This window comes from Anaerostipes sp. PC18 (assembly GCF_039789045.1).
Lineage (GTDB): Bacteria > Bacillota > Clostridia > Lachnospirales > Lachnospiraceae > Anaerostipes > Anaerostipes hominis.
Window position 1 is genome coordinate 330,045 of sequence record NZ_CP121164.1, and the last position, 22,928, is coordinate 352,972.

The 22,928-nt window shown below is 44.3% G+C and carries 24 protein-coding genes; 18 read left to right on the forward strand and 6 right to left on the reverse strand.

The window, feature by feature from the left end:
- Position 1: 1 nt before the first annotated feature.
- The 3 genes from rplI (at position 2) to P8F77_RS01745 (ending at position 2,436) form a co-directional block, all read left to right on the forward strand.
- Positions 2-448 carry a 50S ribosomal protein L9 gene (gene rplI / locus P8F77_RS01735; RefSeq protein ID WP_148459702.1) on the forward strand — a complete coding sequence of 149 codons (447 nt, stop codon included), beginning with the start codon at positions 2-4 and terminating at the stop codon, positions 446-448.
- A gap of 5 nt (positions 449-453) precedes the next feature.
- Positions 454-1,794, forward strand: coding sequence for a replicative DNA helicase (gene dnaB / locus P8F77_RS01740; RefSeq protein ID WP_024728761.1), 1,341 nt, complete (start codon positions 454-456; stop codon positions 1,792-1,794).
- 102 nt (positions 1,795-1,896) lie between these two features.
- The gene (locus tag P8F77_RS01745; protein ID WP_148459701.1) at positions 1,897-2,436 is read left to right on the forward strand and encodes a MerR family transcriptional regulator; all 540 of its coding nucleotides are present in this window, start codon (positions 1,897-1,899) and stop codon (positions 2,434-2,436) included.
- A 54-nt stretch (positions 2,437-2,490) separates the two neighbouring features.
- On the opposite strand, the gene P8F77_RS01750 is transcribed toward P8F77_RS01745, so the two are convergent.
- Complete coding sequence (locus P8F77_RS01750; protein ID WP_006567628.1) at positions 2,491-2,661, reverse strand: 4Fe-4S binding protein; 171 nt, start codon at positions 2,659-2,661, stop codon at positions 2,491-2,493.
- A gap of 208 nt (positions 2,662-2,869) precedes the next feature.
- Here P8F77_RS01750 and P8F77_RS01755 point away from each other — a divergent pair, with 208 nt between their 5' ends.
- The 12 genes from P8F77_RS01755 (at position 2,870) to P8F77_RS01810 (ending at position 14,232) form a co-directional block, all read left to right on the forward strand.
- Complete coding sequence (locus P8F77_RS01755; protein WP_006567627.1) at positions 2,870-3,079, forward strand: DUF1858 domain-containing protein; 210 nt, start codon at positions 2,870-2,872, stop codon at positions 3,077-3,079.
- A 240-nt stretch (positions 3,080-3,319) separates the two neighbouring features.
- Complete coding sequence (locus P8F77_RS01760; RefSeq protein WP_024728759.1) at positions 3,320-3,784, forward strand: PTS sugar transporter subunit IIA; 465 nt, start codon at positions 3,320-3,322, stop codon at positions 3,782-3,784.
- A 57-nt stretch (positions 3,785-3,841) separates the two neighbouring features.
- A complete protein-coding gene (locus P8F77_RS01765; protein WP_006567625.1) occupies positions 3,842-4,117 on the forward strand; it encodes a PTS sugar transporter subunit IIB in 276 nt (91 codons plus the stop codon).
- Positions 4,118-4,169: 52 nt separating this feature from the next.
- Positions 4,170-5,543: a PTS transporter subunit IIC gene (locus P8F77_RS01770; RefSeq protein WP_287519432.1), complete on the forward strand. Its 1,374-nt coding sequence runs from the start codon at positions 4,170-4,172 to the stop codon at positions 5,541-5,543.
- Between the two features lie 30 nt (positions 5,544-5,573).
- On the forward strand, positions 5,574-6,578 hold the full coding sequence (locus P8F77_RS01775) for a dihydroxyacetone kinase subunit DhaK (protein ID WP_024728757.1): 1,005 nt from the start codon (positions 5,574-5,576) through the stop codon (positions 6,576-6,578).
- Between the two features lie 27 nt (positions 6,579-6,605).
- On the forward strand, positions 6,606-8,684 hold the full coding sequence (locus tag P8F77_RS01780; RefSeq protein ID WP_024728756.1) for a BglG family transcription antiterminator: 2,079 nt from the start codon (positions 6,606-6,608) through the stop codon (positions 8,682-8,684).
- Entirely contained in the window at positions 8,678-9,346 is a 669-nt protein-coding gene (locus P8F77_RS01785) for a class II aldolase/adducin family protein (protein ID WP_024728755.1), read from the forward strand. Before P8F77_RS01780 ends, P8F77_RS01785 begins: the two co-directional genes overlap by 7 nt.
- Positions 9,347-9,358: 12 nt before the next feature.
- Positions 9,359-10,366 carry a dihydroxyacetone kinase subunit DhaK gene (locus P8F77_RS01790; RefSeq protein ID WP_024728754.1) on the forward strand — a complete coding sequence of 336 codons (1,008 nt, stop codon included), beginning with the start codon at positions 9,359-9,361 and terminating at the stop codon, positions 10,364-10,366.
- 20 nt (positions 10,367-10,386) lie between these two features.
- On the forward strand, positions 10,387-11,010 hold the full coding sequence (locus P8F77_RS01795) for a DAK2 domain-containing protein (protein ID WP_287519436.1): 624 nt from the start codon (positions 10,387-10,389) through the stop codon (positions 11,008-11,010).
- Between the two features lie 304 nt (positions 11,011-11,314).
- Positions 11,315-11,560 (forward strand): BlaI/MecI/CopY family transcriptional regulator, encoded by a 246-nt coding sequence (locus P8F77_RS01800; protein WP_347256434.1) that lies wholly within the window; start codon positions 11,315-11,317, stop codon positions 11,558-11,560.
- A 206-nt stretch (positions 11,561-11,766) separates the two neighbouring features.
- A complete protein-coding gene (locus P8F77_RS01805) occupies positions 11,767-12,942 on the forward strand; it encodes a helveticin J family class III bacteriocin (protein ID WP_287519438.1) in 1,176 nt (391 codons plus the stop codon).
- A 42-nt stretch (positions 12,943-12,984) separates the two neighbouring features.
- Positions 12,985-14,232: a leucine-rich repeat protein gene (locus P8F77_RS01810; protein ID WP_287519440.1), complete on the forward strand. Its 1,248-nt coding sequence runs from the start codon at positions 12,985-12,987 to the stop codon at positions 14,230-14,232.
- 301 nt (positions 14,233-14,533) lie between these two features.
- Here P8F77_RS01810 and P8F77_RS01815 read toward each other — a convergent pair whose 3' ends face one another.
- The 3 genes from P8F77_RS01815 to P8F77_RS01825 form a co-directional block, all read right to left on the reverse strand.
- Positions 14,534-15,916: an MFS transporter gene (locus P8F77_RS01815; RefSeq protein ID WP_024728749.1), complete on the reverse strand. Its 1,383-nt coding sequence runs from the start codon at positions 15,914-15,916 to the stop codon at positions 14,534-14,536.
- 45 nt (positions 15,917-15,961) lie between these two features.
- Positions 15,962-16,975 (reverse strand): inositol 2-dehydrogenase, encoded by a 1,014-nt coding sequence (gene iolG, locus P8F77_RS01820; protein ID WP_024728748.1) that lies wholly within the window; start codon positions 16,973-16,975, stop codon positions 15,962-15,964.
- Positions 16,976-17,194: 219 nt separating this feature from the next.
- A complete protein-coding gene (locus tag P8F77_RS01825) occupies positions 17,195-17,890 on the reverse strand; it encodes an adaptor protein MecA (RefSeq protein WP_235824607.1) in 696 nt (231 codons plus the stop codon).
- Between the two features lie 260 nt (positions 17,891-18,150).
- Here P8F77_RS01825 and P8F77_RS01830 point away from each other — a divergent pair, with 260 nt between their 5' ends.
- Positions 18,151-18,348 (forward strand): hypothetical protein, encoded by a 198-nt coding sequence (locus P8F77_RS01830; RefSeq protein WP_022261266.1) that lies wholly within the window; start codon positions 18,151-18,153, stop codon positions 18,346-18,348.
- A 45-nt stretch (positions 18,349-18,393) separates the two neighbouring features.
- On the opposite strand, the gene P8F77_RS01835 is transcribed toward P8F77_RS01830, so the two are convergent.
- Together P8F77_RS01835 and P8F77_RS01840 are read right to left on the reverse strand one after the other, a co-directional pair.
- Entirely contained in the window at positions 18,394-19,080 is a 687-nt protein-coding gene (locus P8F77_RS01835; RefSeq protein WP_024728746.1) for an N-acetylmuramoyl-L-alanine amidase, read from the reverse strand.
- Positions 19,081-19,198: 118 nt separating this feature from the next.
- The gene (locus tag P8F77_RS01840; protein WP_270430930.1) at positions 19,199-20,638 is read right to left on the reverse strand and encodes a sodium:alanine symporter family protein; all 1,440 of its coding nucleotides are present in this window, start codon (positions 20,636-20,638) and stop codon (positions 19,199-19,201) included.
- A gap of 140 nt (positions 20,639-20,778) precedes the next feature.
- Between P8F77_RS01840 and P8F77_RS01845 the strand changes: the two genes are divergently transcribed.
- Positions 20,779-21,834: an L-threonylcarbamoyladenylate synthase gene (locus P8F77_RS01845; protein ID WP_081723901.1), complete on the forward strand. Its 1,056-nt coding sequence runs from the start codon at positions 20,779-20,781 to the stop codon at positions 21,832-21,834.
- A 12-nt stretch (positions 21,835-21,846) separates the two neighbouring features.
- Positions 21,847-22,728, forward strand: a complete 882-nt coding sequence (rpiB, locus tag P8F77_RS01850) for a ribose 5-phosphate isomerase B (protein ID WP_081723900.1) — start codon at positions 21,847-21,849, stop codon at positions 22,726-22,728.
- The last annotated feature ends 200 nt before the right edge of the window (positions 22,729-22,928 follow it).

A 22,928-nucleotide genomic window follows, 5' to 3' on the forward strand; every position in this document is an offset into this window, starting at 1 on the left:
AATGAAAGTTATTTTATTGCAGGATGTAAAAAATGTAGGAAAGAAAGACGATATCGTTGAAGTAAATGACGGATACGCAAGAAATGTGCTCCTGCGCAAGGGACTCGGCGTGGAAGCCAGCAAGAAAGCGGTCAACGATCTGAAGCTTAAGAAGGCCAATGAAGACAGAGTGGCAAAAGAGAAATTAGAGGAGGCAAAGAAATTTGCCGGGGAACTCAAAGAAAAGGAAGTTATCTTAAAGATGAAAGTGGGAGAGGGCGGAAGAACCTTCGGAGCCGTATCTACAAAAGAGATCGCAGAGGCTGCCAAAAAGCAGCTGGGCTATGAACTGGATAAAAAGAAGATGCACACAGAGCCGATCAAAACACTCGGGGTACACAATATTGAAGTGAAAGTGCACCCGAAAGTGACTGCCACATTAAAGGTAAAAGTACAAGAGGATAAATAAAGACAATGGATGAGGCATTTATCAAGAAAATACAACCCAACAGCATGGAGGCAGAGCAGTCTGTCATAGGTGCCATGATCATGGACAGGGACGCGATTGCCGATGTTTCCGATATTGTCACCAAAGAGGATTTTTATCAGAAGCAGAACGGGATTCTGTTTGAATCGATGACAGAGCTGTATAAGGAGGGGAAACCCGTAGATCTGGTCACCCTCCAGAATAAGCTGAAAGAAAAAGATGTGCCGGAATCCATGAAAAGCCTGGAGTTTATAAGGGATCTTCTGGAGGTGGTGCCTACCTCTGCCAACGCCAAGCAGTATGCCCGGATTGTGAAAGAAAAGTCCACCCTGCGAAAGTTGATCAGGGTTACGGAGGAGATCACGAAGGACTGTTATCTTGGAAAGGAAGAGGTTCCACAGATCCTGGAAAAGACGGAAAAGGACGTGTTTGGTCTCCTGCAGGAGGCCAGCGGCCGTGAGGATTTTGTCTCTATCGATCAGGTTGTATTAAACACGCTGGAGAGCATAGAGGAAGCGGCGGCCTCCGATGGAAGGATCACCGGGGTTGCCACAGGGTTTGATGATCTTGACTTTAAGCTTACCGGCCTTCACCCGTCGGAGCTCATTATGGTGGCTGCAAGGCCTGCCATGGGTAAGACTGCATTTGTCTTAAACATCGCCCAGCATGCTGCGGTAAGAAAACAGGTTCCCACAGCTATATTCAGCCTGGAAATGTCCAAGGAACAGCTGGTGACTCGTATGATCTCCATGGAGGCCATGGTGGACTCTCAGGCGATCCGTACCGGAGAGCTTCAGGAGAGCGAGTGGGAGAAGATCATGGAGAGTGCCGGGACCATCGGGCGTTCCCCTCTGATCATCGATGATACTCCGGGAATCACTGTGGCGGAATTAAGGTCCAAATGCCGCCGTTATAAGCAGACCTACGGGCTGGGCCTGATCATCATCGACTATTTGCAGCTGATGTCCGGAGGGAAAAAGTCAGAGTCAAGGCAGCAGGAGATCTCCGAGATCTCTCGTTCCTTAAAGGCGCTGGCCAGAGAGATGGATGCGCCGGTTATTGCCCTGTCACAGCTGAGCCGTATGGTAGAGCAGAGGAAACCGCCCAAGCCGGTCCTTTCCGACTTGAGGGAATCCGGTTCCATCGAGCAGGATGCCGACGTCGTTATGTTCATCTACAGGGATGACTATTACAACGAAGACTCTGAAAAAAAGGGTCTTGCAGAGATCATTGTGGCAAAACAGAGAAATGGTTCCACAGGAAGCGTGGAACTTGTCTGGTTAGGACAGTATACGAAGTTTGGAAATAAAGAGAGAGTCAGGATGTAGCCTGCAGATTATGATAGAAACCGTCGTCTTTTAGAGGGCGGTTTTTCTTGTCCCGCAAAGAGCCCCCACCTTATAATAAATTAAGAAGAAAGGAAGGGACTTATGAAGGAAAAAAGACGAATGATTTCTGAAGCAGCCAAAGAATTAGGGTTAGAAACCTATACTTTAAGGGCCTGGGAGGAAGAGCTGAAGCTTAATATTCCGCGGAATGACAAAGGCTACCGTTACTATGGGGAAAAAGAACTACATACATTTATCAAGATCCGTGATATGAGGGATGAGGGTATGAGCATGGATGAAATCAAGGAGGCTCTGCCAAAGAATGTCATTCCCTTTCCCGCAGGCGGGAGCAGTGTGGGTCCGCAGGATAAAATGGAACAGTTCCAAAATGTTATGGTTAAGATTATGGGACGGGCCTTAAACGAACAGAAAAATCAGCTGAGCCGGGAAATCGGAGATCAGGTTACCAGGCAGGTGGCAAAGGAAATGGATTATCAGTTCCGTCAGAAGGAGGAGTCGGAAGAGAAGAGATTCCAGAAGCTGGACGAGCTGATCCGCCTGCAGCAGCAGAGCAGGGAAGAAATTGCAGCTACAAAAGAGAGAGGCTTCTTTTTTAAGAAGAAAAAAAGAAACCGCGAATAATCATCATCGCAAACAAAAAAGAGATGCCGGGCGGCATCTCTTTTTATGTATCGATTATTCCTGGCTGATAGCGCCGGTTGGACATCCGTCTGCGCAAGCTCCGCAGTCTAAGCATGTATCTGCATCGATTACGTACTGTCCGTCCCCTTCGCTGATAGCTCCTGCCGGGCAAGTACCTTCGCAAGCGCCGCAAGAGATACAAGCGTCTGAAATTACATATGCCATATCTATATTCCTCCTTTAAAAAGTTGTGTATGAAATGGCGGGTGACCCGCCTTCCAGGTACTTTTCATTTTAATATACTTAATATACAATATCAAGGGAATTCCGGTGAATTATTGTATTTTTAATTATAATGTATTATACTAAATAAGATTCTTCTTCAGGGATTTATGGAGAAGAACGGCGACTGTTAAGAATGGAGGTATTATAAATGAATACAATCACAAAGGACATGGTGATCGGTGACCTGCTTGCCATCGATGAAAACTTCGCGGCTATTTTAATGGCATCCGGCATGCACTGCGTGGGCTGCCCGTCTTCTCAGGGAGAGACACTGGAAGAAGCTGCTTTTGTTCACGGAATGAATGTAAATGAACTTCTCGGCAGACTGAATGAATATATGGAGACAAAACAGGCCTGACGCCCTGTCACCGTAAGATTTAGAGGACAACCTTCAGATGAGATTCTGGAGATTGTCTTCTTTTTTTGCCCTGATTTATATTTTGCGGTGCGTTGCGCAATCGGATTGCGCATGCTTGTGATGAGCAATTCAATGAGCAACTTTGGGACCCAATTCAGATTGTTTTAGTGGGTATTACAGGGTTACAATTTAAGAGTACTAAGAATGAAATGAAAATAAAAAGAAAAGGAGTGATAATGTTTGAAACGCGACATGATTTACAAAGACCTGATCCAGCTGGATATGGAAGCGGCAGACACCGATGACTTTTTTGACAAGATGGCCGCAAAACTTGAAGAACTTGGTTTTGTAAAGAGCTCATTCGTGGATGCGATCAAGACAAGAGAGAAAAACTTCCCGACGGCATTGGCGGTAGAGCCGTATCCGGTGGCGATCCCTCATGCAGATCCGGAACACATCTTAAAGCCTTTCATCGCGCCGGTCAGATTAAAAGAACCGGTCAAGTGGTGTGAAATGGCGGCAAACGATGTGGAACATGATGTGAAGTTTATCTTTATGCTTGGCTTTAAGCGTTCCGACGAGCACGTGGAACTGCTTCAGATCCTTGTGGCAAACTTCCAGGATGAGTCCCTGATGGAACGCCTGATGGATGCAAAAACCAAAGAAGAGTATATGGAAGCGATTCTTTCCATGGAAGGACTCTGATCACAGAGTGAAAGTAAATGAAAACAAGGGCTTATCTCAAGAAAGGAAATAAAAATTATGAAAAAGATCATTGTAGCATGCGGAAGCGGAGTAGCAACATCTCAGACAGTAGCAAGCAAGGTGAACCGTTTATTAAAAGAAAATAAGGTAGACGCTCAGGTGGAAGCGGTAGATTTAAAATCCGTAGACCGCTATATGGATTCAAGCGTGGCATATATCGCGATCACAAAAATCGACAAGGAGTATCCGATTCCGGTCATCAACGGAATCGCATTCTTAACCGGTGTAGGTCAGGATGCAGAATTGAAAAAACTGATCGAAGCATGTAAATAAGAGGAGAAAAACTACAAAAGACACATCGTAAGAGGATGAAAGGAGAGATTGTATGCAAGTATTGAGTTCAGTTGTCAACTATCTGTTAAGTTTGGGGGCGGCGATTTTCGTTCCTATCATTATCATTATCGCCGGACTGATCGTAAGGATGAAGGTGAAAGATGCGGTTTCCGCCGGTATTACACTCGGGGTGGCGTTTACAGGAATGACAATGCTCATTTCCTTCATGACGGATACCATCAGCCCAGCGGCTCAGGCCATGTTAAAATCAACCGGTATTTCACTGCCTATCGTGGATGGAGGCTGGACCACCATGTCAACCATATCCTGGTCCTGGCCATACGCATTTTTAATGTTCCCGCTGCTGATCATCATCAATGTCATCATGCTGGTCATTAACAAAACAAATACATTCAACGCCGATCTTTGGAACGTATGGGGTAAGATTTTTACTGCCGTTGCCGTTGTAGCCATCACAAAACCTCATTTTGGAGGGGCAGGATCCATTGCCTGCGCATTTGTGGTAGCAGCTATCCAGATCATTTTTGAGCTGAAAGCGGCAGATATGCATCAGCACAGAATCGAAAAGCTTTCCGGAATTCCGGGTGTAACCTGTACCCATAAGATGACCTTCCTGGCAGCTGTCATGTATCCGATTGACTGTATTTTAAAGAAAGTACCTGCATTAAACAAACAGTTTGACGCAGCGGCATTAAAAGATAAAGTTGGTATTTTTGCAGAGAACCATATCCTTGGATTCATTCTTGGTATTATTTTCGGAGTTCTCGCCAGATACAGTGTAGCAGATACTCTGACCCTGGCGATTAAGGCAGCGACAGCGCTGACTCTGTTCCCGGTCATCACAAAATACTTTATGCAGGCATTGGCTCCGATCTCTGAGGCAGTCAGTGACTTCATGAATAAGAAATTCTCAGGAAGAACTCTCGTAGTAGGGCTTGACTGGCCGTTCCTCGGAGGATCCAATGAGATCTGGCTGGCAGTGATCTACTCTGTGCCAATCACATTATTATTCTCTATGTTCCTGCCGGGAAATGAAATCCTTCCGTTTGCAGGTATCATCAACCTTGCACTTGCCGTACCAGCATTCCTTGTTACTGGAGGAAACCTGATCCGTATGATCATTCTCTGCACCGTCTTCGCGCCGGTATTCTTATGGGTTGGTACTGCGTTCGCGCCGTTTATGACCGACCTTGCAAGGACAACAGGAGCAGTATCCCTGAAAGTGGGAGAGATGATCTCCAACAGTTCCATTGATGGACCGATCCAGACTTACGCTTTCTCCCATGTATTTAAGGTACTGGACGGAAACTTTATTCCGCTGGCCATCCTGATCGTCTGGGTGATCTGTTTTGTACTCTACTACAGAAGCCTTAGCAAAGAAGCACAGCAGGAAACAAACAACTAAACGTTTTAGACATAGAAAAGGGGAAGAATTATGCAGAGGTTTGTCAATGATCCGGATTACGTCGTAGAAGATATGCTCAAAGGCTTTTTAAAAGCCCACGGAGATCTTGTCGTGAAGTCTGAGGCCAATGACCGTGTGGTAAAATACATAAATACACCGGTGGAAGGAAAAGTCGGACTGGTAACAGGCGGCGGCAGCGGACATGAACCTGCTTTTCTTGGCTATGTCGGAAAGAATATGGTGGATGCTGTGGCAGTCGGCGAAGTTTTCTCTTCGCCGTCCGCCCAGGCATTCTATGACGCATTTATGGAGGCGGACGCTGGAGAAGGCGTGGCCTGTCTGTTTGGAAACTATGCCGGAGACAACATGAATGTAAAAATGGCTGTACGAAAAGCGAAAAAAGCCGGTGTCACTGTAAAGTATGTAACCGCAAACGATGATGTGGCTTCATCTCCGAAGGAAACGAAGGAAAAACGCCATGGTATCGCAGGCGGCGTTTTTATGTGGAAGATCGGGGGAGCCAGGGCAGCAAAAGGCGGAGATCTGGATGAGGTCATTGCATCTGCCCAAAAAGCAGTGGACAATACAAGAAGTATCTGTGTAGGATTAAGTCCATGTGCCATACCCGCAGTTGGACATCCCAATTTCCATATCGAAGAAGGAACTATGGAGGTGGGGATCGGACACCACGGGGAACCGGGCATTAATGTGCAGGACCTGGAGCCTGCCGCAAAGATTGCAGAGAACATGGCTGAAACAGTAGCAAACGACCTGGAACTCAGAGAAGGGGAAGAGGCGGCGGTGCTGCTTTCCGGTCTCGGGGCGACACCGGTCATGGAACTGTATGTACTGTACGATGAAATTGAAAGATACCTGAGAGAAAAGGGAATTTCCGTTTATAAGACTTTTATTGGGGACTATGTGACTTCCCTTGATATGAACGGAGCCGCGCTGACGGTCATGCGCCTGGATGATGAATTAAAGGAACTGCTGGATTACGAGGCAAAATCACCGGGCATTGAGGTTACCAGATAGCACCGGAACGATGAAAGAGGGATTCTAGTGTATTTAGACGAAAGAGGCTATTTAGTATTAAAAACAATTGTAAATAATCCGTCTATAACTGGAAAGGAAGTGGAGCAGTCATTAGATTTGTCCAGGAAGCAGGTCAGCTATACGATGGATAAGATTAACCAGTACCTGGCGGATAACGGACTGCCCAAGATAGAAAGACTGCGCACCGGGAAATTTGTGATACCGGTTCCTGTGCTGGAACAGTACCAGACCGAGGATATCGGGATCAAAGACAGTACCTATGTGTACTCCGACAAAGAACGGGGAGCTCTGATCTTCCTGATCCTTCTGTGCACAAGGGAAGAATTATCAATTTACCATTTTACATCAAAGCTGGATATCAGCAAGAATACATTTTTGATCGACGTTAAAAAACTGGAGGAAAGGCTGGCGCCGTACGGCCTTGGAATCCATTACAGCAGACAGGACGGATATCATCTGGCCGGAAGTGAGTTCTGCAAACGGGAGGCCATGATCCCTATTGTGCGGCAGATCTTAAATATGCCGAACGGGCAGGAAGCCATTATGGAGATTTCCCAGGTCGATCCGGAACTCATGGAGCAGGTGCGGGGGCAGATCAGTGAGATTGAGAATAAGTTAAAGATCCGTTTCACCGATGAAAGGCTGAGGGAACTTCCGTATATCCTCTGTCTGGTGCTGATTCGCATCAAGAAAGGGAGAATTCTGGAAGATCTTCCCGAGTCCTTCCAGCATATCGCCGGAACAAAAGAGTATTCTGTCATGGTGGAGTTTGCAAAAGAGCACGACGTGGCATGGCAGACGGAAAAGATCTTTTTTGCCGCGCAGATTCAGATTTCCAACTATCACAGTTTCCAGTCGGATAATTTGAGAAGCGAAGTGGAGATCATGGAGGCGGCCAGACAGGTCATCGACAATTTTGAGAAGATTATATGCGTCAACATCAAGGAGCAGGACATTCTTCTTGAAGCGCTCTTTCAGCATGTGAAGCCGGCGTTTTACCGGGTCAAATACCACTATCATATTGAACAGAGTATTGTAGACATGGTACTTCCGAGATACAGTTCCCTGCACGCCATGGTAAAGAGATCCATGAAACCGCTGGAGGAACTGGCGGGAAGTGAATTTCCCGATGAAGAGCTGGTTTATATTACAGCGCTCTTCGGGGCATGGCTTCAGAGAGAAGGAATCCTGGACATAGAAAATCAGAAAAAAAGAGCTGTGATCGTCTGTGCCAACGGCGTGTCGGTTTCCAACTTCTTATTTTTCACACTGCGGGAGCTGTTTCCGGAGATCGAGTTCCTCACATGCCTTTCTATGAGGGATTTTACCGAATACAAAGAAGAATTTGAATTAGTCTTTACTATGGTCCGGCTGGAGACGGATAAACTTCAGTTTCTCGTAAAACCATTTCTCGATGAAGCCTCCAAGCATAAGTTCAGGGAAAAGGTGCTGAGTGAGATTAACGGTATTATGCCCCATGAAGTGGATGTGACAGAAATTGTAAGGGCTGTGGAGCAGCACGCAGTCATTGAGGACCGGGACGCGCTGGTCAGAGAGATAAACAGAGTCTTAAACCCTGTAAATGTCCAGGGAACTGCAGAAAGAACAGCGGAGATAAAAGAACAGCCCATGCTGGCAGATGTACTTACAAAGGAAACAATTCGGATATCAGAGAAGCCGATGGAATGGGAAGATGCCGTAAGGACGGCGTCGGCTCCGCTGCTTGCACGGGGAGATATCGAACAGCGCTATGTGGAGCGGATGGTCCAGATCATCCGGGAAGATAAGCCATATATTATGATCGCTGACGGAGTCATTATTGCCCATGCGGGAGTGGAGGACGGAGCCGGGAGGATCTGCATCTCTTTGTTAAAGCTTCCGGAAAGGATTGACATCAATGGGTACCTGAACGCGGATATTGTCATAGTTCTTGGGACTCCGGATGCCACCAATCATTTGGGAGTGCTGTTCCAGCTGAATGAGATCCTGGAGGACCCGTCTGCATTAAAGAAGCTGAAGCAGGCAAAACAGCCGGAAGAGATCCTTACCATTGTTCAAAAAGAAAAGGAGAAATCATTATGTTAGAATCATTAAAAAAGGATGTAGTTCAGATTGCAAAAAGAGCTCAGAAGGACGGACTGTGCAAGCATTTGTCCGGAAACTTCAGTGCCAGGGATAAAGAGACAGGCTATGTAGTCATCACACCGACTCAGGTGGACAGAGAACTTCTCACGGCAAGGGATATGGTTGTCTTAGACCTGGATGCCAATGTCATCGAGAACCTTTCAGGGCTGCGTCCGACCAGTGAGTCTTTAATGCATTTACAGATTTATAAGACGAGACCGGAGGTCAATGCAGTTGCGCATACACATTCAATGTATGCTACCACCTTTGCGGTGCTGAAAAAACCGATCCCGGCTGTTGTATACGAAGTTGCCAATTTAGGAGTGAGCAAATCCAGAATTCCGGTGGCTCCATACGGACGCCCAGGTTCCACGGATCTCTCCGACAGCGTTATCGAACCAGTTCAGGAAGCAGATTGTTTCCTGCTTCAGGGACACGGCGCCGTTGCCGTAGACAGCAGAGAAATTTACGATGCTTACCTGAAAGCCTCCTATATTGAAGAACTTGCTCAGTTATACTTCAATTCTCTCGTTGCAAACAGAGGACAGGAGCCGGATTACTTCCCTCCGGAAGAATTACAGAGCTGGGCATATCCTTCACAGATTAAATTCCCAAATAAATAAGGAGTGTGAGAGATGAAGAAAATTATCAATGAGCCGGACAATTATTTAAAGGAGATGCTCAGCGGCATCTATATCGCACATGAAGACATGGTGACCTGCACAGACGGTGACCTTCAGTGCCTTGTGTCTAAACACAAAAAAGAAGGAAAAGTCGGCATCGCCACAGGAGGCGGTTCCGGTCATCTTCCTCTGTTCCTTGGCTATGTTGGAGAAGGCATGCTGGACGGCTGCTGCGTGGGTGACGTATTTCAATCTCCGAGTGCAGATCAGATGCTTGCCGTGACAAAAGAGATTGACAGCGGGGCAGGCGTGCTCTATATTTACGGAAATTACAACGGAGATATCTTTAACTTTGATATGGCGGCCGAGATGGCAGACATGGAAGAGGATATCCGTGTGGAGACCGTTCTCGGAGCCGATGACGTGGCTTCTGCCGGTCCTTCCGCACCGGGGGAGAAGAGCACCCGCCGGGGAGTGGCAGGTATTTTCTTTGTATTTAAGTGTGCAGGAGCTGCAGCAGATAAAATGATGGATCTGGACAATGTAAAGAGAATTGCAGACAAAGCCAATGCCAATGTTCGGACTATGGGAGTCGCTCTTACCCCTTGTGTGGTGCCGAGAGTTGGTAAAGCAGGATTCTCCATCGGCGAAGATGAGATGGAGATCGGCATGGGCATCCACGGAGAGACCGGTATCAGACGGGGAAAAATTGAGCCGGCGGACCAGATTGTAGATGAGATGTTAGGCCAGATCGTTGCGGATCTTCCTTATGAGAGCGGCGATGAGGTGGCTGTCCTCGTAAACGGCCTTGGAGCCACCACTTTAGATGAACAGTATATTGTGACCCGCCGCATCGATAAGGTGCTCTCAGAAAAGGGAATCAGTGTTCACAGATATTATGTGGGAGAGTATGCCACAGCACTGGAGATGGCAGGATTTTCAATCTCTCTTCTGAAGCTGGATGATGAGCTCAAAGAAATGCTGGACAGTGATGCGAAGACACCGTTCTTCCGCCAGTAAGTGAGGAGGCAGAATTAGGAATGGATAACAGTTATTTAATCAGGCTTTTGAAAGAAATCAGTGACATCATGGCAGAAAACAGGGATCACCTGATTGAGATGGACAGCATTGTGGGAGACGGTGACCTGGGACTTACGATGGGAGATGGATTCAAGGCTGCCTATGAGAAAGCTGCGGATGGGTCCGTTACAGATGCCGGAAAGCTTTTATACCAGGCCGGAAAGGCCATGGCATCTGCCGTGCCGTCTACGATGGGTACACTGATGGCGTCCGGCCTGATGCAGGCGGGCAAAGTCCTGAAGGGTACGGAAACGCTTGAAAATGCCGATGTGGCAAAGATTTTTGAGGCCTATGAAGCAGGTGTTGCAAACCGCGGAAAAGCCAAAGTGGGAGAAAAGACGTTTATAGACGGTATTCACCCTGCGGTGGAAAGCCTGAATGCTGCGGCGGCAGAAGGCAGCTCTTTGGAAGAGATGGCCGCGGGAGCTGTAAAAGCAGCGGAGGATGGATTTAAAAATACAACCACCATGATTGCCGTCCATGGACGGGCTGCTACTAGGGGAGAGGCTTCCAGAAGCCTCGAGGATCCGGGGGCCTATGTGGCGGTGCTTATTATGAAGGCATTTGAAAACAGTACAAAATAATCAGAATGTGTTAAGGAGAAACCGGTCTTGCGGAATATTGCAGGATCGGTTTTTTGTATTTTTCTTATTAAAATCCAATTACTTGAAAAAATGAATATTTCATGATACAATAGTAAAAACAGTCGATTAGAAGTTGAAGAAAATAAATATATTGTGGAGAAATGTTTTAATGATAGAAAGAGATTTAACGAGCAGAGAAATATGGATCATGAAATGTATATGGGCTAATCCCGGGGGAATGACATTATAAGATCTCCAGCAAGAACTTAAAGAAAGGTTTGACTGGGAAATAAAACGATCTACGATACACACTTACCTGACAACGATAGAAGGAAAAGGATATATAGAAGTCGGGAAGAAGGGAAGGAATTTAATTATGAAACCGTTCATCAGCGAAGAAGAACATAAGCAAGAACAGACAGAACGGATGGTTGATTTTTGGTATGATGGATCAAAACATGGCCTGATTAAAACACTGGTAGATGGTGAGATTTCTGAAGAGAGCGGGGAGCATCTGATGAATGTACTAGATGAACTGGATGAATTATAGGAAAGAACACTAAATAAGCATGAAAAACTATATGAATTATAAAAAGAGGGTGGTATTTATGAACGATAAAAAATCCATGCAATACAAGGCGACCAACCTTATCTGCAAATGCAGATAACCGTACAGCATGGATATAATAATATGCTAACATTTAAAACAATAGAGGACAATAAGGAAATACAGGAAGATTAGGAGAAGGAAGCTATATGGGATATACAAAATTGAGAAAAATTATGCTCTGTTTGGCGATGGCAATAGTGCTTACTGTTTGTTATGTAATGCCAAGTCAGGCAGCGAATGAGTCAAAAAATACAGAAACTGCAGATACAAATGAAGATCTTGATACACATGTTGATGATGGAGTGCCAGGAATTATGGAAGAAGATGATTTTGATACTCCGGAGGAATATAGAAAGTATTTAGAGGAGCATCCTGAACAGCAAGTTGAGACTTATGCTGCAAAAGCGTCCGCCAATCATAATGTAAAAGCGACAGCAACGTTACGTTACAAAATTCAAAATTTACCATCTAAAAATGCCATACAGAAGACTTATATAGGATCTACTTATATTTATGTTATACAAAGAGTAGGGGCCAATTCATTGTTATCTAGGTGTACGATAAATGGAAATTTAGCTACACGTAAAGACTATATGACTTTAAAAAATTTTGGTCATGGGCAGACTTTGGAGTGGTTTGAGCATAAAAGTAAACCTTATTTTTGGGTGACTTGCAAAGGAAATACAGCATATGACAATTATTGGGGCACACAAATTGGAAGATTGGAGTATAAAGCGGGACAAACAATAGACTATACATCTATATGCCGTTTTTCTCACTTAAGTTATGCAAATAAATCTGGTAAGTCTTTTGGTTCAGTGAAGCGAGTAGACGCTGCTTTATCTAGTGACAAAACCAAATTATTGTTTTGGGTACAGGAGAAGTCTAAAGGTGAAATTCAATATAGTTACTATAACACGGCAAAACTCAATGCTGCCTTGGATAAGAAGGAAAAAGAAGCATCTAAATATGTTCCGTGTACAGATGCCAGCATTAAAGCAGCATGTTATGGTTCTTTTCGCCAAACAGGCAGTAATAGAGTATTACCAAATGGATCATGCCAAGGTTTAGAATTTTCTGATGCAACTTCTATTTACGTTATTGGAGGAAATGTTGGGGAGACACCTAGAATTGCAAAGATGACGGGAAGTGGAGCTAACTATAAATATTCTTATCTGGCAACTATTTCACATGGGAATTTTGGGAAAAGCACAGAATCAGAAGGCATCCAGTTAAAAGGGAATCTGGTCTATTTCGGTATTTGTGATAAGAGTAAGGCAGACCCTGCATGCATATACTCAATTAATAAAAGTGCTTTTTAAACAAACTAAACAAAAAATTTTAAGAATGTGGAGGAATATATAATGATTAGAAAAAAGTTTTATAGTATTTTCATGAGCCTGGTGTTATTATTTTCAATGCTTTCTTATACACCAATAGTTACTGTAAAAGCGGCTCAATTAAGGTATGGAGATTATACATATCAGATCCAGACAAATGGTAGTAAAGAAAAGTACATTTATATTACGGGATATAGTGGAAAAGAAGTGAATGTTGTCTTGCCAAGTCAAATTAATAATATAAAAGTAACGACTATTTCAGAAGACTTATTTAAAAACAATGATTTGGTGAAAAGTATAACATTATCAAAAAATATAAAAGATGTGTATGGCAGATATTTTAAAGAGATCAATCATTTAGAGGAGTTAAAAGCAGTAAAAGAGAATCCATATTATACTTCTTCAGATGGAGTTCTATTTGATAAAAACAAACGTGAGTTGGTCTGTTATCCAAGAGCAAAGACAAACAAGAACTATTCGATTCCGTCAACAGTAAAAGAAATACAATCAGATGCCTTTGCAAATAACTCAAGTTTAGAAAAAATTGTTTGCAATAAATTAATGGATGCTATTCCAGATGATTTTGCAGCAGAAAGTAATATTAAAACAATCGAAATGGGCAAGAATATTCAAAGAATTGGAGAAAGGGCCTTTTATAAATGTAAAAAACTTAAAGCAGTAAATTTGAGTAAAGGTTTAAAATATATAGATGATGAGGCTTTTCGTGAATGTACGGCTCTTACCAGCATAAAACTTCCATCCAAGTTAAAAAATATTAGATTTTGGGCGTTTAGGAACTGTAAATTACTAAAGAAAATCACAATTCCGGACAGTGTTACATTTATAGAGACATGTGCATTTGAAGGATGTCCTGCGAAATTAAAAAAACCATCGTATTTAAAGAAAAATAAATTGGAACTTGGGGGATATGAGTACAGAGCAATCGCAGCGGTGAAAATTCCAAGAAAGGGGAAAGACAAAAAAGTAAAATATAGAGCTTCCAAAATCACAAAAATTACAACTTTAAAAAAGAACATAAAATTAAAAAAGGGAAAGAAGAAAAAAATTTATACGAGGATCTATGTCTCTAAAAAGAAGAAACAGGGCTATTTAGATTATTCTATTTTAAAATTTACTTCTTCAAATAAGAAAGTTGTCAAGGTAAGTAAGTACGGAAATATCAAGGCGCTGAAAAAAGGGAAAGCCACTATTACAGTGAAACTCAGAACTTCCGGAAAGTCTTATAGAATTAAGGTGAGGGTAACAAAGTAAGCTTATAAAGGCAAATAGGGGCTTCTTTGTCATCGGCATAAGAGATAACCGTGACAAGAAACTTGTTATTTTCTTGTTTTTATTCCTGAGGGATCAGGGAAAGCAAATCCGGCCACGGCAGTGTTTGTCAGAAAAAATAAAGTATGGAGATTAAGTAATTATTACAGAGAGTAAAAAATAAACCTTAAAGCTTTCATAGTTTATAAAATTAAAACTTCATAAAAGAAAGCACTATTCTTTGTAATTCGCCAATACGGGAATACACTTTCAAAGAATAGTGCTTTTTTATGAAACTTTTCGTCTATAATTCTCCTCTGGCCTCACGATCAAGCAATTCTTTCATAATAGAATCATATCGTTTATCCAACTTGTAAAATGCAAGCGTAACGACTGCAAGGGCTGCGACGAGTACCGGGCCGATCTTGTAAATGTTGATGATCATATTCAGTGCGGAACCTGGCTGTGTCACGGAACCGGCAGCAGAACTGACATAGCCTGACAGAGAGAGCAGTCCGGTCATGGCGGCGGATGCCACACCTGCGCCTACCTTTGTTCCGATGGAACCGCCTGCGAAGATCAGACTTTCCTGGCGGACATGGGTTTTCCACTGTCCGAATTCCACTACGTCACCGACCATTCCAAATACAGCTGCGTTCAATGGGGCCAGGCCTATAGCGCGGGTTACACAGCTCATGACTATCCATGGAAAACTGTACGGATTCAGGAAAAACAGAAGCTGTCCTGCCAGTGCGATAAATGCTCCGGCAAATGCAACATTTCTCTTGCCGAATTTCCCGATCAGCGGGGCGCATGCAAAGATACAGCCTACTAAAGTCAGAGTCTCTGTCATAAACAATGCACTGTACATCCAGGTATCATTGTGGAAAATATATTTACAATAGTAAGGAAGAATTGTCCCTGAGATACCGAAGGATACACTCTGAAGCATCCAGAGCACAAGTACTGCCCAGAAATACTGGTTTGTTACAAGGGCTTTCAGGCCTTCTTTCAGAGGAACGCTTTTCACTTTTTCTTTTGCCGCAATGACAACGGTTTCTTTACATTTCAGAAAACAGTTGATGAGCAGTATCAATGCAAGAACTGCCCAGATGGACATGGTCTTTACCCACGCGGCCTGATCGTCTCCGAAAAGCTTTACTAATGGGAGAGTAAAAGTTACGGCTACGATACGTCCGATTGGAGATAGTCCCATCCTCACAATACTCAACATATCCCTCTCGGAAGAAATTCTCGTCATCATGGCAGAGAGACTTCCGTAAGGAAGATTGATGGCTGTATAACAGATTGTGGTACAGAAGTTATATGTAACAAACAGGTAAACTGCCTGAACGATTCCGGTCGTGTGAGGCACGGTGAAAAGAAGGACGGCGGAGAGCGCATATGGTATGCTCATCCAAAGAATCCACGGCCTTGACTTTCCCCATTTTGAGTTTGTGCGCTCTACGATAATACCCATGACCAGGTCAGATACCCCGTCAAACAGCCGGGAAAGAAGCATAACCAGTCCGACAGTAGCCGGATTGATCCCAACATAATCCGTATAAAAAAGTGTGAGTAATGTACCGATCATTCCAAAGATCACGTTACATGCCACGTCGCCGCCGGCATAAGAGATCCGGGTTCCCCAGCTTAATTTGTGGCCCTTGACATAGTTTTTTTCCATTTATTTTTCTCCTTATTTCATCTGGTATATCGAAAAAATTCCTATTTATACCGTGATTTCAGAAATTTTTACAGGGCGGTGTTCTTCCAGTGACTTTTTAGCCGCAAGCCCCATGAGTACCGGCTCAAGTCCGTCCATAACTCCGAGTGGTGTTTCTGTGTCTTTTTCGATGGCATCGATAAAGCATTTGATTTCTTTTGCGTAAGCTGCCATGTAGCGCTCCAGGAAGAAGTAAAGAGGTTTTTCTCCGGTTACTCCTTCTGCATTGCTGATGACCGCTGAAGATGCGGAGTCATTCGCTGTTGCGACCATTCCTTTTGAGCCGAATACTTCAGCTCTCTGATCATAGCCGTAAACTGCTTTTCTGGAGTTGTCGATGACTGCGATCGCACCGTTTTTCATTTTTAAGGTAATGACTGCGGTGTCTACATCTCCTGCTTCGCCGATGGCCGGATCTACCAGGACAGCTGCCTCGACGTAAACTTCTTCCGCATCGCATCCTGCGAGGAAACGTACCATGTCAAAGTCATGGATTGTCATGTCTAAGAACATTCCTCCGGATACCTTTACATATTCTGCACTCGGCGGTTCCGGATCTCTGGATGTCACTTTAATGATCTGTGTCTCACCGATCTTTCCGGCAGCAACTGCATCTCTGACCGCTTCAAAGTTGTGGTCAAACCGGCGGTTGAAGCCAACCTGGTATTTCACACTGCTGTTTTTTAAAGCATCAATTACTTCCTGAATCTTCTTTACGTCATGATCGATCGGTTTTTCACAGAAGACATGTTTTCCTGCCTTGATAGCTTCCACGGAGATCGGAGAATGTGTATCTGTGGAAGAACAGATCAGCACTGCATCAATTTCAGAATCATTCAAGATATCTTTGTAATCCTTGGTTGTTTTTTCAACGCCCATCTCTTTTGCCCATACTGCTGTTTCCTCTGTCATAAAAGGATCTGCAAGTGATTTAACCTTTGCGTTGCCAACCTGTGTACAGATGCTTTCTACATGTACTCTTCCGATTCTTCCTGCCCCGATAATACCTACATTTACCATAATAAAAACTTCCTTTCTTATATTGAACTTGTTTGATTTCTCTATGAGTTAATCATATCAGGACAAAGATATAACCAAAACCTGTACTATTTTTGGATTTGATAGTATTTTTATGTGAAAATTATGGGAGAGTTCTTTTTGTGTCTTTTTTTTAGAACAAAAAACAAAAAAGAAATCCGCATTACACGATGCGGATTCCTTTTTATTCGTTATGTTAAGTTAAAATTCGGCTATCTGCCGGATCGCATCCTCAGAAAGGATGGTTTGAAAATGTTCATTAAATAAAGCCTTAGTCGCATAAGTATTTGGGATACGTTTGCTGTACTCTGAAAGTCTGCTGCGGACTTTCGTAAAATCATACTTGTTGTCCTCGGCAGACAGGCAGAGATAATAACAATTATTTTCGGTATCTTTATATAAGCGGCTTTCATGCGGAAAGCTAAGCACCAGTTTTGCTGCATTAGCTACTTCTTCCAGAGAAGAAAAGCAGTATACGTCACAATTGGAATCCATTATGGCCAGGTGCACTGCATCAGCCAGTTCGGACAGATCGCTGTCAGAAGCATCGTCAAGGAAATTGAGAACTCCGTCGGAATCTTCCAGATTCATATTGCCGGATGAAAGCTTTGAGTTGACTAATTTCTCGTAACGGTCGTTAAACTGATCGGCGTCTTCCACTTTCGTGACGACGAGGATCAGACATTCCTGGGAGACCGGGATCGCTTCTACCATAAGAGGAATGTTATTGGTCTCAAAACCTAATTCCTGAGAAGCTTTCTTCATCAGTTCGCGGAACAGTCCTTTGGCCTTATCGGAACCAAATGCCAGTTCATTGAGCAGTGTCTCTTTTCCAGCAAGGTCAGCTTTATTCAAAGTACATCGGATTTGATTGTCACTAATTCGTTCTATCTTCATAGTCATCACTCCCTTACTTTATATTATAGTATAGTATCTGAATGCATATGTGTAAAGTGTTTCTGAACAACTTACAAAAATATACAGAAATACTTGAAATTATTTACAGAATTTGATATTATAAACTTACAGCATATGGAAAAGAGCTCTTTCCTGCGCTGAGGCGCCGCATCTTCACTGCCTTTTCGGCAGTGTCTTAAATTTATATATCATAGCACTTTTCTGGCTCATTTCACAAACATTTCAGAATGGAGATTATCATGGGACATCGCAGTGATTTATTGGATTATTTAGAACTTGGATTGGCAGTCCAGGTCGATGGAATACCCGTAGACAACAGCAATCAGGAACAAATGGATCTTATGCTTGAGGAAGATGATTCCTACATGAAAGACTTCATTGATGATGAGAAAGGGGAGATCTGTGCCGTCTACTATCAAAAAGTAACCAATCATTAAACAATGCGTCATCTATACCAGTAGTATCTCAATTAAGCCAAGGGATTATTTCTCTTGGCTTAAATAGGATTGAATTCCCTTATAGATGGCCTGTGCTGCTTTTTCCTGATAGGCTTTATCCTCAAGTTTCTGCTTTTCTTCTTCATTGCTTAAAAAACCGCACTCTGCGATGACAGTCACATAAGGATTATCCCGAAGAAGGAAGTAATCGCTGTTTGCTTTTGCCACTCTGTGGTTGTCTGGATCCAGATTTTCCACCAGAGAACTTTGCACGCAGTCGGCAAGCTGTTTTCCTTTTTGAGAACCCTGATAGTAAAATACCTGTGCACCGTGCACTTCACCGCTGGGATAGCTGTTCTGATGAACACTCACCACAAGGACCGGCTCGGCATCAAAGATGATCTGCTTCCTGTTGGAGAGATCGGAAACTTTTACATTGGTCGTGCTGGTGGCCAGATTGTAGTCGCCGTCCCTGGTCATTTTTACCTTGAATTTTTTTTTCTCCAGGATCGTTTTTAATTTTTTTGATATGGCCAGATTGATGTCTTTTTCCAGCACATCTCCGCTGCCGACTTTGCCGGGATCATTGCCGCCGTGTCCGGGATCGATGATGATGACATTCTGTTTCCCAATCGTCTGGTTTACAAAGATGGGAAGGGTGATCGAGGAAATATAGAGCAGGACGATGATACAAAAGATTGCACCCCCTAAAAGTTGTTTGCGATATTTCATTTGGAGACCTCAGGACTTTTGTAATATTATATTCAGAAAAAGGCCTGATATATGAATGAGTTTTTTTACCATTATTTCTGTCACGTTTTAAAATGCGTTCCTCCAATAGTGGTAAAAACTATCGTTTAAAATCGGAACGTCCCAGGTATTCGTTGGTCATTTTTACGACTTGGTCCGACAGCAGTGTGATGGAGATCAGATTCGGTATGGCCATCAAGCCGTTAAAGGTATCCGAGAGGTTCCAGACAAAGGACAGGTGCAGGATGGAGCCTAAAAATATAAAATAAAGAAAGACAAGTTTATAATTTGTGACGGCTTTTTTTCCAAATAAATAGGCAGCCGCCGTCTCGCCGTAAAAGGACCAGCCGATGAGGGTGGCAAATGCGAAGAATACGATGGCGATGGATACGAAGGCAGAGCCCCAGGAGCCGAAGACTGTGGAGAAGGCAGCGCTGGTCAGGGGGACTCCATTGGGCAGTGAATCAAAATGGATTGTAGTGCCCTGGGCCGCGTCCAGAGCCATGGCTTTTAGATAAGTTCCCTCGTCATAGACGCCGGAAGTGAGGATGGTAAGGGCTGTGATCGTACACATCACAACGGTGTCGGTAAATACTTCAAAGATACCCCACATGCCCTGGACTACGGGTTCTTTTGCATCGGAATTTGTATGTACGGTGACGGAACTTCCCAATCCTGCCTCATTGGAAAAGACTCCGCGGGAGATTCCCTTTTTCATGGCAATGGTGATCCCGTAGCCAAGGACGCCTCCTCCGGCGGCTTTTGGTGAGAAAGCACCGTGAAGGATCGAATGGATGGTAGATGGAAGCCGGTCTATGTGGACAAAAATAATAACAATACAGCCCAGTGTGAATAAAGCAGCCATTACCGGGATGATTTTTTCTGTCACGCCGGCGATCCGTTTGATTCCTCCCATTATGACAAAACCTACCATGAACAGGGTGACAAGACCTGTGATTACTGGGGAGATTGAAAAAGCAGAAGAGAGTGCGGATGCCATAGAGTTTGCCTGTGTCATGTTTCCGATCCCGAGAGAAGCGAGAAGGCAGAATGCTGCAAACAGAGCGGCCAGCCATTTTGCGCCGAGACCCCGTTCCATATAGACCATGGCACCTCCGGCCCATTTCCCGTTTTTGTCCCGGTAACGGTATTTCATTCCGAGTGTGATTTCCGCATAATGTGTCATCATTCCCAGGATGGAAGAAATCCACATCCAGAAGATGGCTCCGGGCCCTCCGGCAGTGATGGCAGTGGCAACCCCGGCGATATTTCCGGTTCCCAGGGTCCCGGCCAGGGCAGTGCAGAGAGACTGAAACTGCGAGATAGAAGCGGAATCTTTTGTTTTTCTTACCTCGGATTTTTTCAAAGAGGACAAGAGCGTGGAAGAAATCCACAATCGAAAATGTCTTAACTGGAAGCATTTTGTTCTAAGCGTAAACATCAGACCGACACCTAAAAAACAGGCCAGCATAGGAGTTCCCCAGATAAAGGAATTGAATGCATTATTCAGACGGCTGATCAGAGAAAATATTTGAACCATATATCAAACCTCTTTGTGATAATTAAAGTATTATATTCAGCCAAGCAGCAGGTTTATGATTTATGGCGGAAAACTCCTTGCTTTATTTTTCAGCAAAAGTTTGTTATAATAATTATTAATGGGTTTTTCTCAGAAGAAGGATGGGTTTTATGAAGACAATTGTGAGAAACGTTGAGAACAAGGACAATAAGGAAGCGATCCGGGAAGCTGCCGGGCTTCTTCGGGAGGGGAAGCTGGTAGCTTTTCCCACGGAGACAGTCTATGGACTTGGAGGCAGTGGCTGGATGGAAGAGGCTGCTTCCAAAATCTACGAGGCAAAAGGGAGACCGTCTGACAATCCTCTCATCCTTCATATCGGGAGCATGGAGATGATCGATGAGATCGCATCCTGCGTACCGGGGCCGGCCAAAAAAGCGATGGAAGTTTTCTGGCCGGGTCCGCTGACCGTGATCCTGCCCAAAAGCGACAGGGTTCCGTACCGGGTTACCGGGGGACTCGATTCCGTAGCCGTCCGGATGCCCAGTCATCCTGCGGCATTGGCCCTGCTGAGAGAGACGGGTGTTCCTGTGGCCGCGCCCAGCGCCAACACTTCGGGAAGGCCCAGTCCGACAAAGGCGGAACATGTGGTAGAAGACCTGGACGGGAAGATCCCGATGGTATTGGACGGTGGGAAAGTAGAGGTCGGTGTCGAATCGACGATCGTTGATTTTACCGGAGAAGTACCGGTCATTTTAAGGCCGGGAAAGATTACAAAAGATGAACTCGAGAAGACTCTTTTGACAGAGGTGCTGATGAGCACTCCGTCAGTCAAAGAGGATACAGTACCCAAGGCACCCGGAATGAAGTACAAGCATTATGCGCCGAAAGCTCAGCTGATTCTTATCCTTGGGGAGGACATAGAGAAAGTTGTAAAGGAGATCACCAAAAGGGTCCATGACTGCCGGGAGCAGGGCATGAAGACCGGAGTTATCGCCACTGAAGAGACAATGGGCGATTACGATGCAGATGAGGTGATCTCTGTGGGAAGCCGCAGCCATATGGAGACAGTGACGGCAAACCTCTATGACGTGCTGAGAGAGTTTGACCACATAGACGTGGACGTGATCTTTTCAGAAGGATTTGAAGGTGAAGAGTATGAAGAAGCGGTGATGAACCGTCTGGCTAAAGCAGCGGGACATCAGGTGATCCGTGTTTAAAAGGAGATTAGTTTGAAAAAAATTATATTTGTAAGTACGAACAACACCTGCCGCAGTTTTATTGCGGAATCGGTGCTGCGGAAATATTTAAAAGACGCCCACAGAAGAGACATCCAGGTGGAGTCCAAGGGACTTGTCGTATTATTTCCGGAGCCGGTACACACAAAAGCAGCAGATCTGGTCAGGAAGAGCGGGATTGAGATCGTAGATTTCAAAGCATCCCAGCTTACGCAGGAAGATGTGGAGACCAGTGATCTGATTCTCACTATGAATGATAAGCAGAAGGAAAAAGTACTGGAAGACTATCATGGATATAAGGAAGTGGCCACCATCAACGAGTATGCCAACCATGAGGGGGCGGTCATTGATCCTTACGGGATGGATGACGAAGACTATGAACATTGCTTTGTACAGATTACACAATTAATCCATAAAATCTGGAACCATAAGTTAGGAGGAAATGAAATGATAGGTATTGGATGCGACCACGGCGGGTATGCGCTGAAACAGGCGGTTATTAAGCACCTGGAGGAAAAGGGGCACGCGGTAAAAGACTACGGATGCTACTCAGAGGAATCTTGTGATTACCCGGTATACGCGAAAGCAGTGGCTGAGGGTATACTGAAGGACGAAGTGAAACAGGGGATTCTGATCTGCGGAACAGGCATCGGCATTTCCATCACTGCCAATAAGATCAAAGGCATCCGGGCAGCGCTGTGCGCAGATACATTCAGCGCAAGAGCCACAAGAGAACATAACAACGCCAACATTCTGGCGCTGGGGGCAAGAGTTACCGGAGAAGGCCTGGCACTGGATATCGTGGACACATTTTTGGAGACAAAGTTTTCTAACGATGAGCGTCATATCCGCAGGATCAATATGATCGAGGATTAAATTTTCAGGAGATATTATACGGCATGGACAGCACGCGCGGCTTCTGTGCCGTATGCTTTTTTGTTCAGAAAACAAGAAAGAGAATAAATACCAGATAAATATGGAAATAATAGCTACTGTACGAAGCTTTTTTCCTAGCCATAATATGTTTTGGATGATATAATTACAAAGTGTGGATAGAAACTTTTTCAAGGAGGTCT

What these genes read in the sequence shown, in the direction of transcription:
- P8F77_RS01790 (WP_024728754.1), top strand. Translation starts at nt 9,359, where the DNA reads ATGAAGAAAATTATCAATGAGCCGGACAATTATTTAAAGGAGATGCTC.
- dnaB (WP_024728761.1), top strand. Translation starts at nt 454, where the DNA reads ATGGATGAGGCATTTATCAAGAAAATACAACCCAACAGCATGGAGGCA.
- P8F77_RS01765 (WP_006567625.1), top strand. Translation starts at nt 3,842, where the DNA reads ATGAAAAAGATCATTGTAGCATGCGGAAGCGGAGTAGCAACATCTCAG.
- P8F77_RS01805 (WP_287519438.1), top strand. Translation starts at nt 11,767, where the DNA reads ATGGGATATACAAAATTGAGAAAAATTATGCTCTGTTTGGCGATGGCA.
- P8F77_RS01825 (WP_235824607.1), bottom strand. Translation starts at nt 17,890, where the DNA reads ATGAAGATAGAACGAATTAGTGACAATCAAATCCGATGTACTTTGAAT.
- P8F77_RS01815 (WP_024728749.1), bottom strand. Translation starts at nt 15,916, where the DNA reads ATGGAAAAAAACTATGTCAAGGGCCACAAATTAAGCTGGGGAACCCGG.
- P8F77_RS01845 (WP_081723901.1), top strand. Translation starts at nt 20,779, where the DNA reads ATGGGTTTTATGAAGACAATTGTGAGAAACGTTGAGAACAAGGACAAT.
- P8F77_RS01755 (WP_006567627.1), top strand. Translation starts at nt 2,870, where the DNA reads ATGAATACAATCACAAAGGACATGGTGATCGGTGACCTGCTTGCCATC.
- P8F77_RS01810 (WP_287519440.1), top strand. Translation starts at nt 12,985, where the DNA reads ATGATTAGAAAAAAGTTTTATAGTATTTTCATGAGCCTGGTGTTATTA.
- P8F77_RS01840 (WP_270430930.1), bottom strand. Translation starts at nt 20,638, where the DNA reads ATGGTTCAAATATTTTCTCTGATCAGCCGTCTGAATAATGCATTCAAT.
- rplI (WP_148459702.1), top strand. Translation starts at nt 2, where the DNA reads ATGAAAGTTATTTTATTGCAGGATGTAAAAAATGTAGGAAAGAAAGAC.
- P8F77_RS01835 (WP_024728746.1), bottom strand. Translation starts at nt 19,080, where the DNA reads ATGAAATATCGCAAACAACTTTTAGGGGGTGCAATCTTTTGTATCATC.
- P8F77_RS01770 (WP_287519432.1), top strand. Translation starts at nt 4,170, where the DNA reads ATGCAAGTATTGAGTTCAGTTGTCAACTATCTGTTAAGTTTGGGGGCG.
- P8F77_RS01745 (WP_148459701.1), top strand. Translation starts at nt 1,897, where the DNA reads ATGAAGGAAAAAAGACGAATGATTTCTGAAGCAGCCAAAGAATTAGGG.
- P8F77_RS01775 (WP_024728757.1), top strand. Translation starts at nt 5,574, where the DNA reads ATGCAGAGGTTTGTCAATGATCCGGATTACGTCGTAGAAGATATGCTC.
- P8F77_RS01830 (WP_022261266.1), top strand. Translation starts at nt 18,151, where the DNA reads ATGGGACATCGCAGTGATTTATTGGATTATTTAGAACTTGGATTGGCA.
- P8F77_RS01785 (WP_024728755.1), top strand. Translation starts at nt 8,678, where the DNA reads ATGTTAGAATCATTAAAAAAGGATGTAGTTCAGATTGCAAAAAGAGCT.
- P8F77_RS01750 (WP_006567628.1), bottom strand. Translation starts at nt 2,661, where the DNA reads ATGGCATATGTAATTTCAGACGCTTGTATCTCTTGCGGCGCTTGCGAA.
- iolG (WP_024728748.1), bottom strand. Translation starts at nt 16,975, where the DNA reads ATGGTAAATGTAGGTATTATCGGGGCAGGAAGAATCGGAAGAGTACAT.
- P8F77_RS01795 (WP_287519436.1), top strand. Translation starts at nt 10,387, where the DNA reads ATGGATAACAGTTATTTAATCAGGCTTTTGAAAGAAATCAGTGACATC.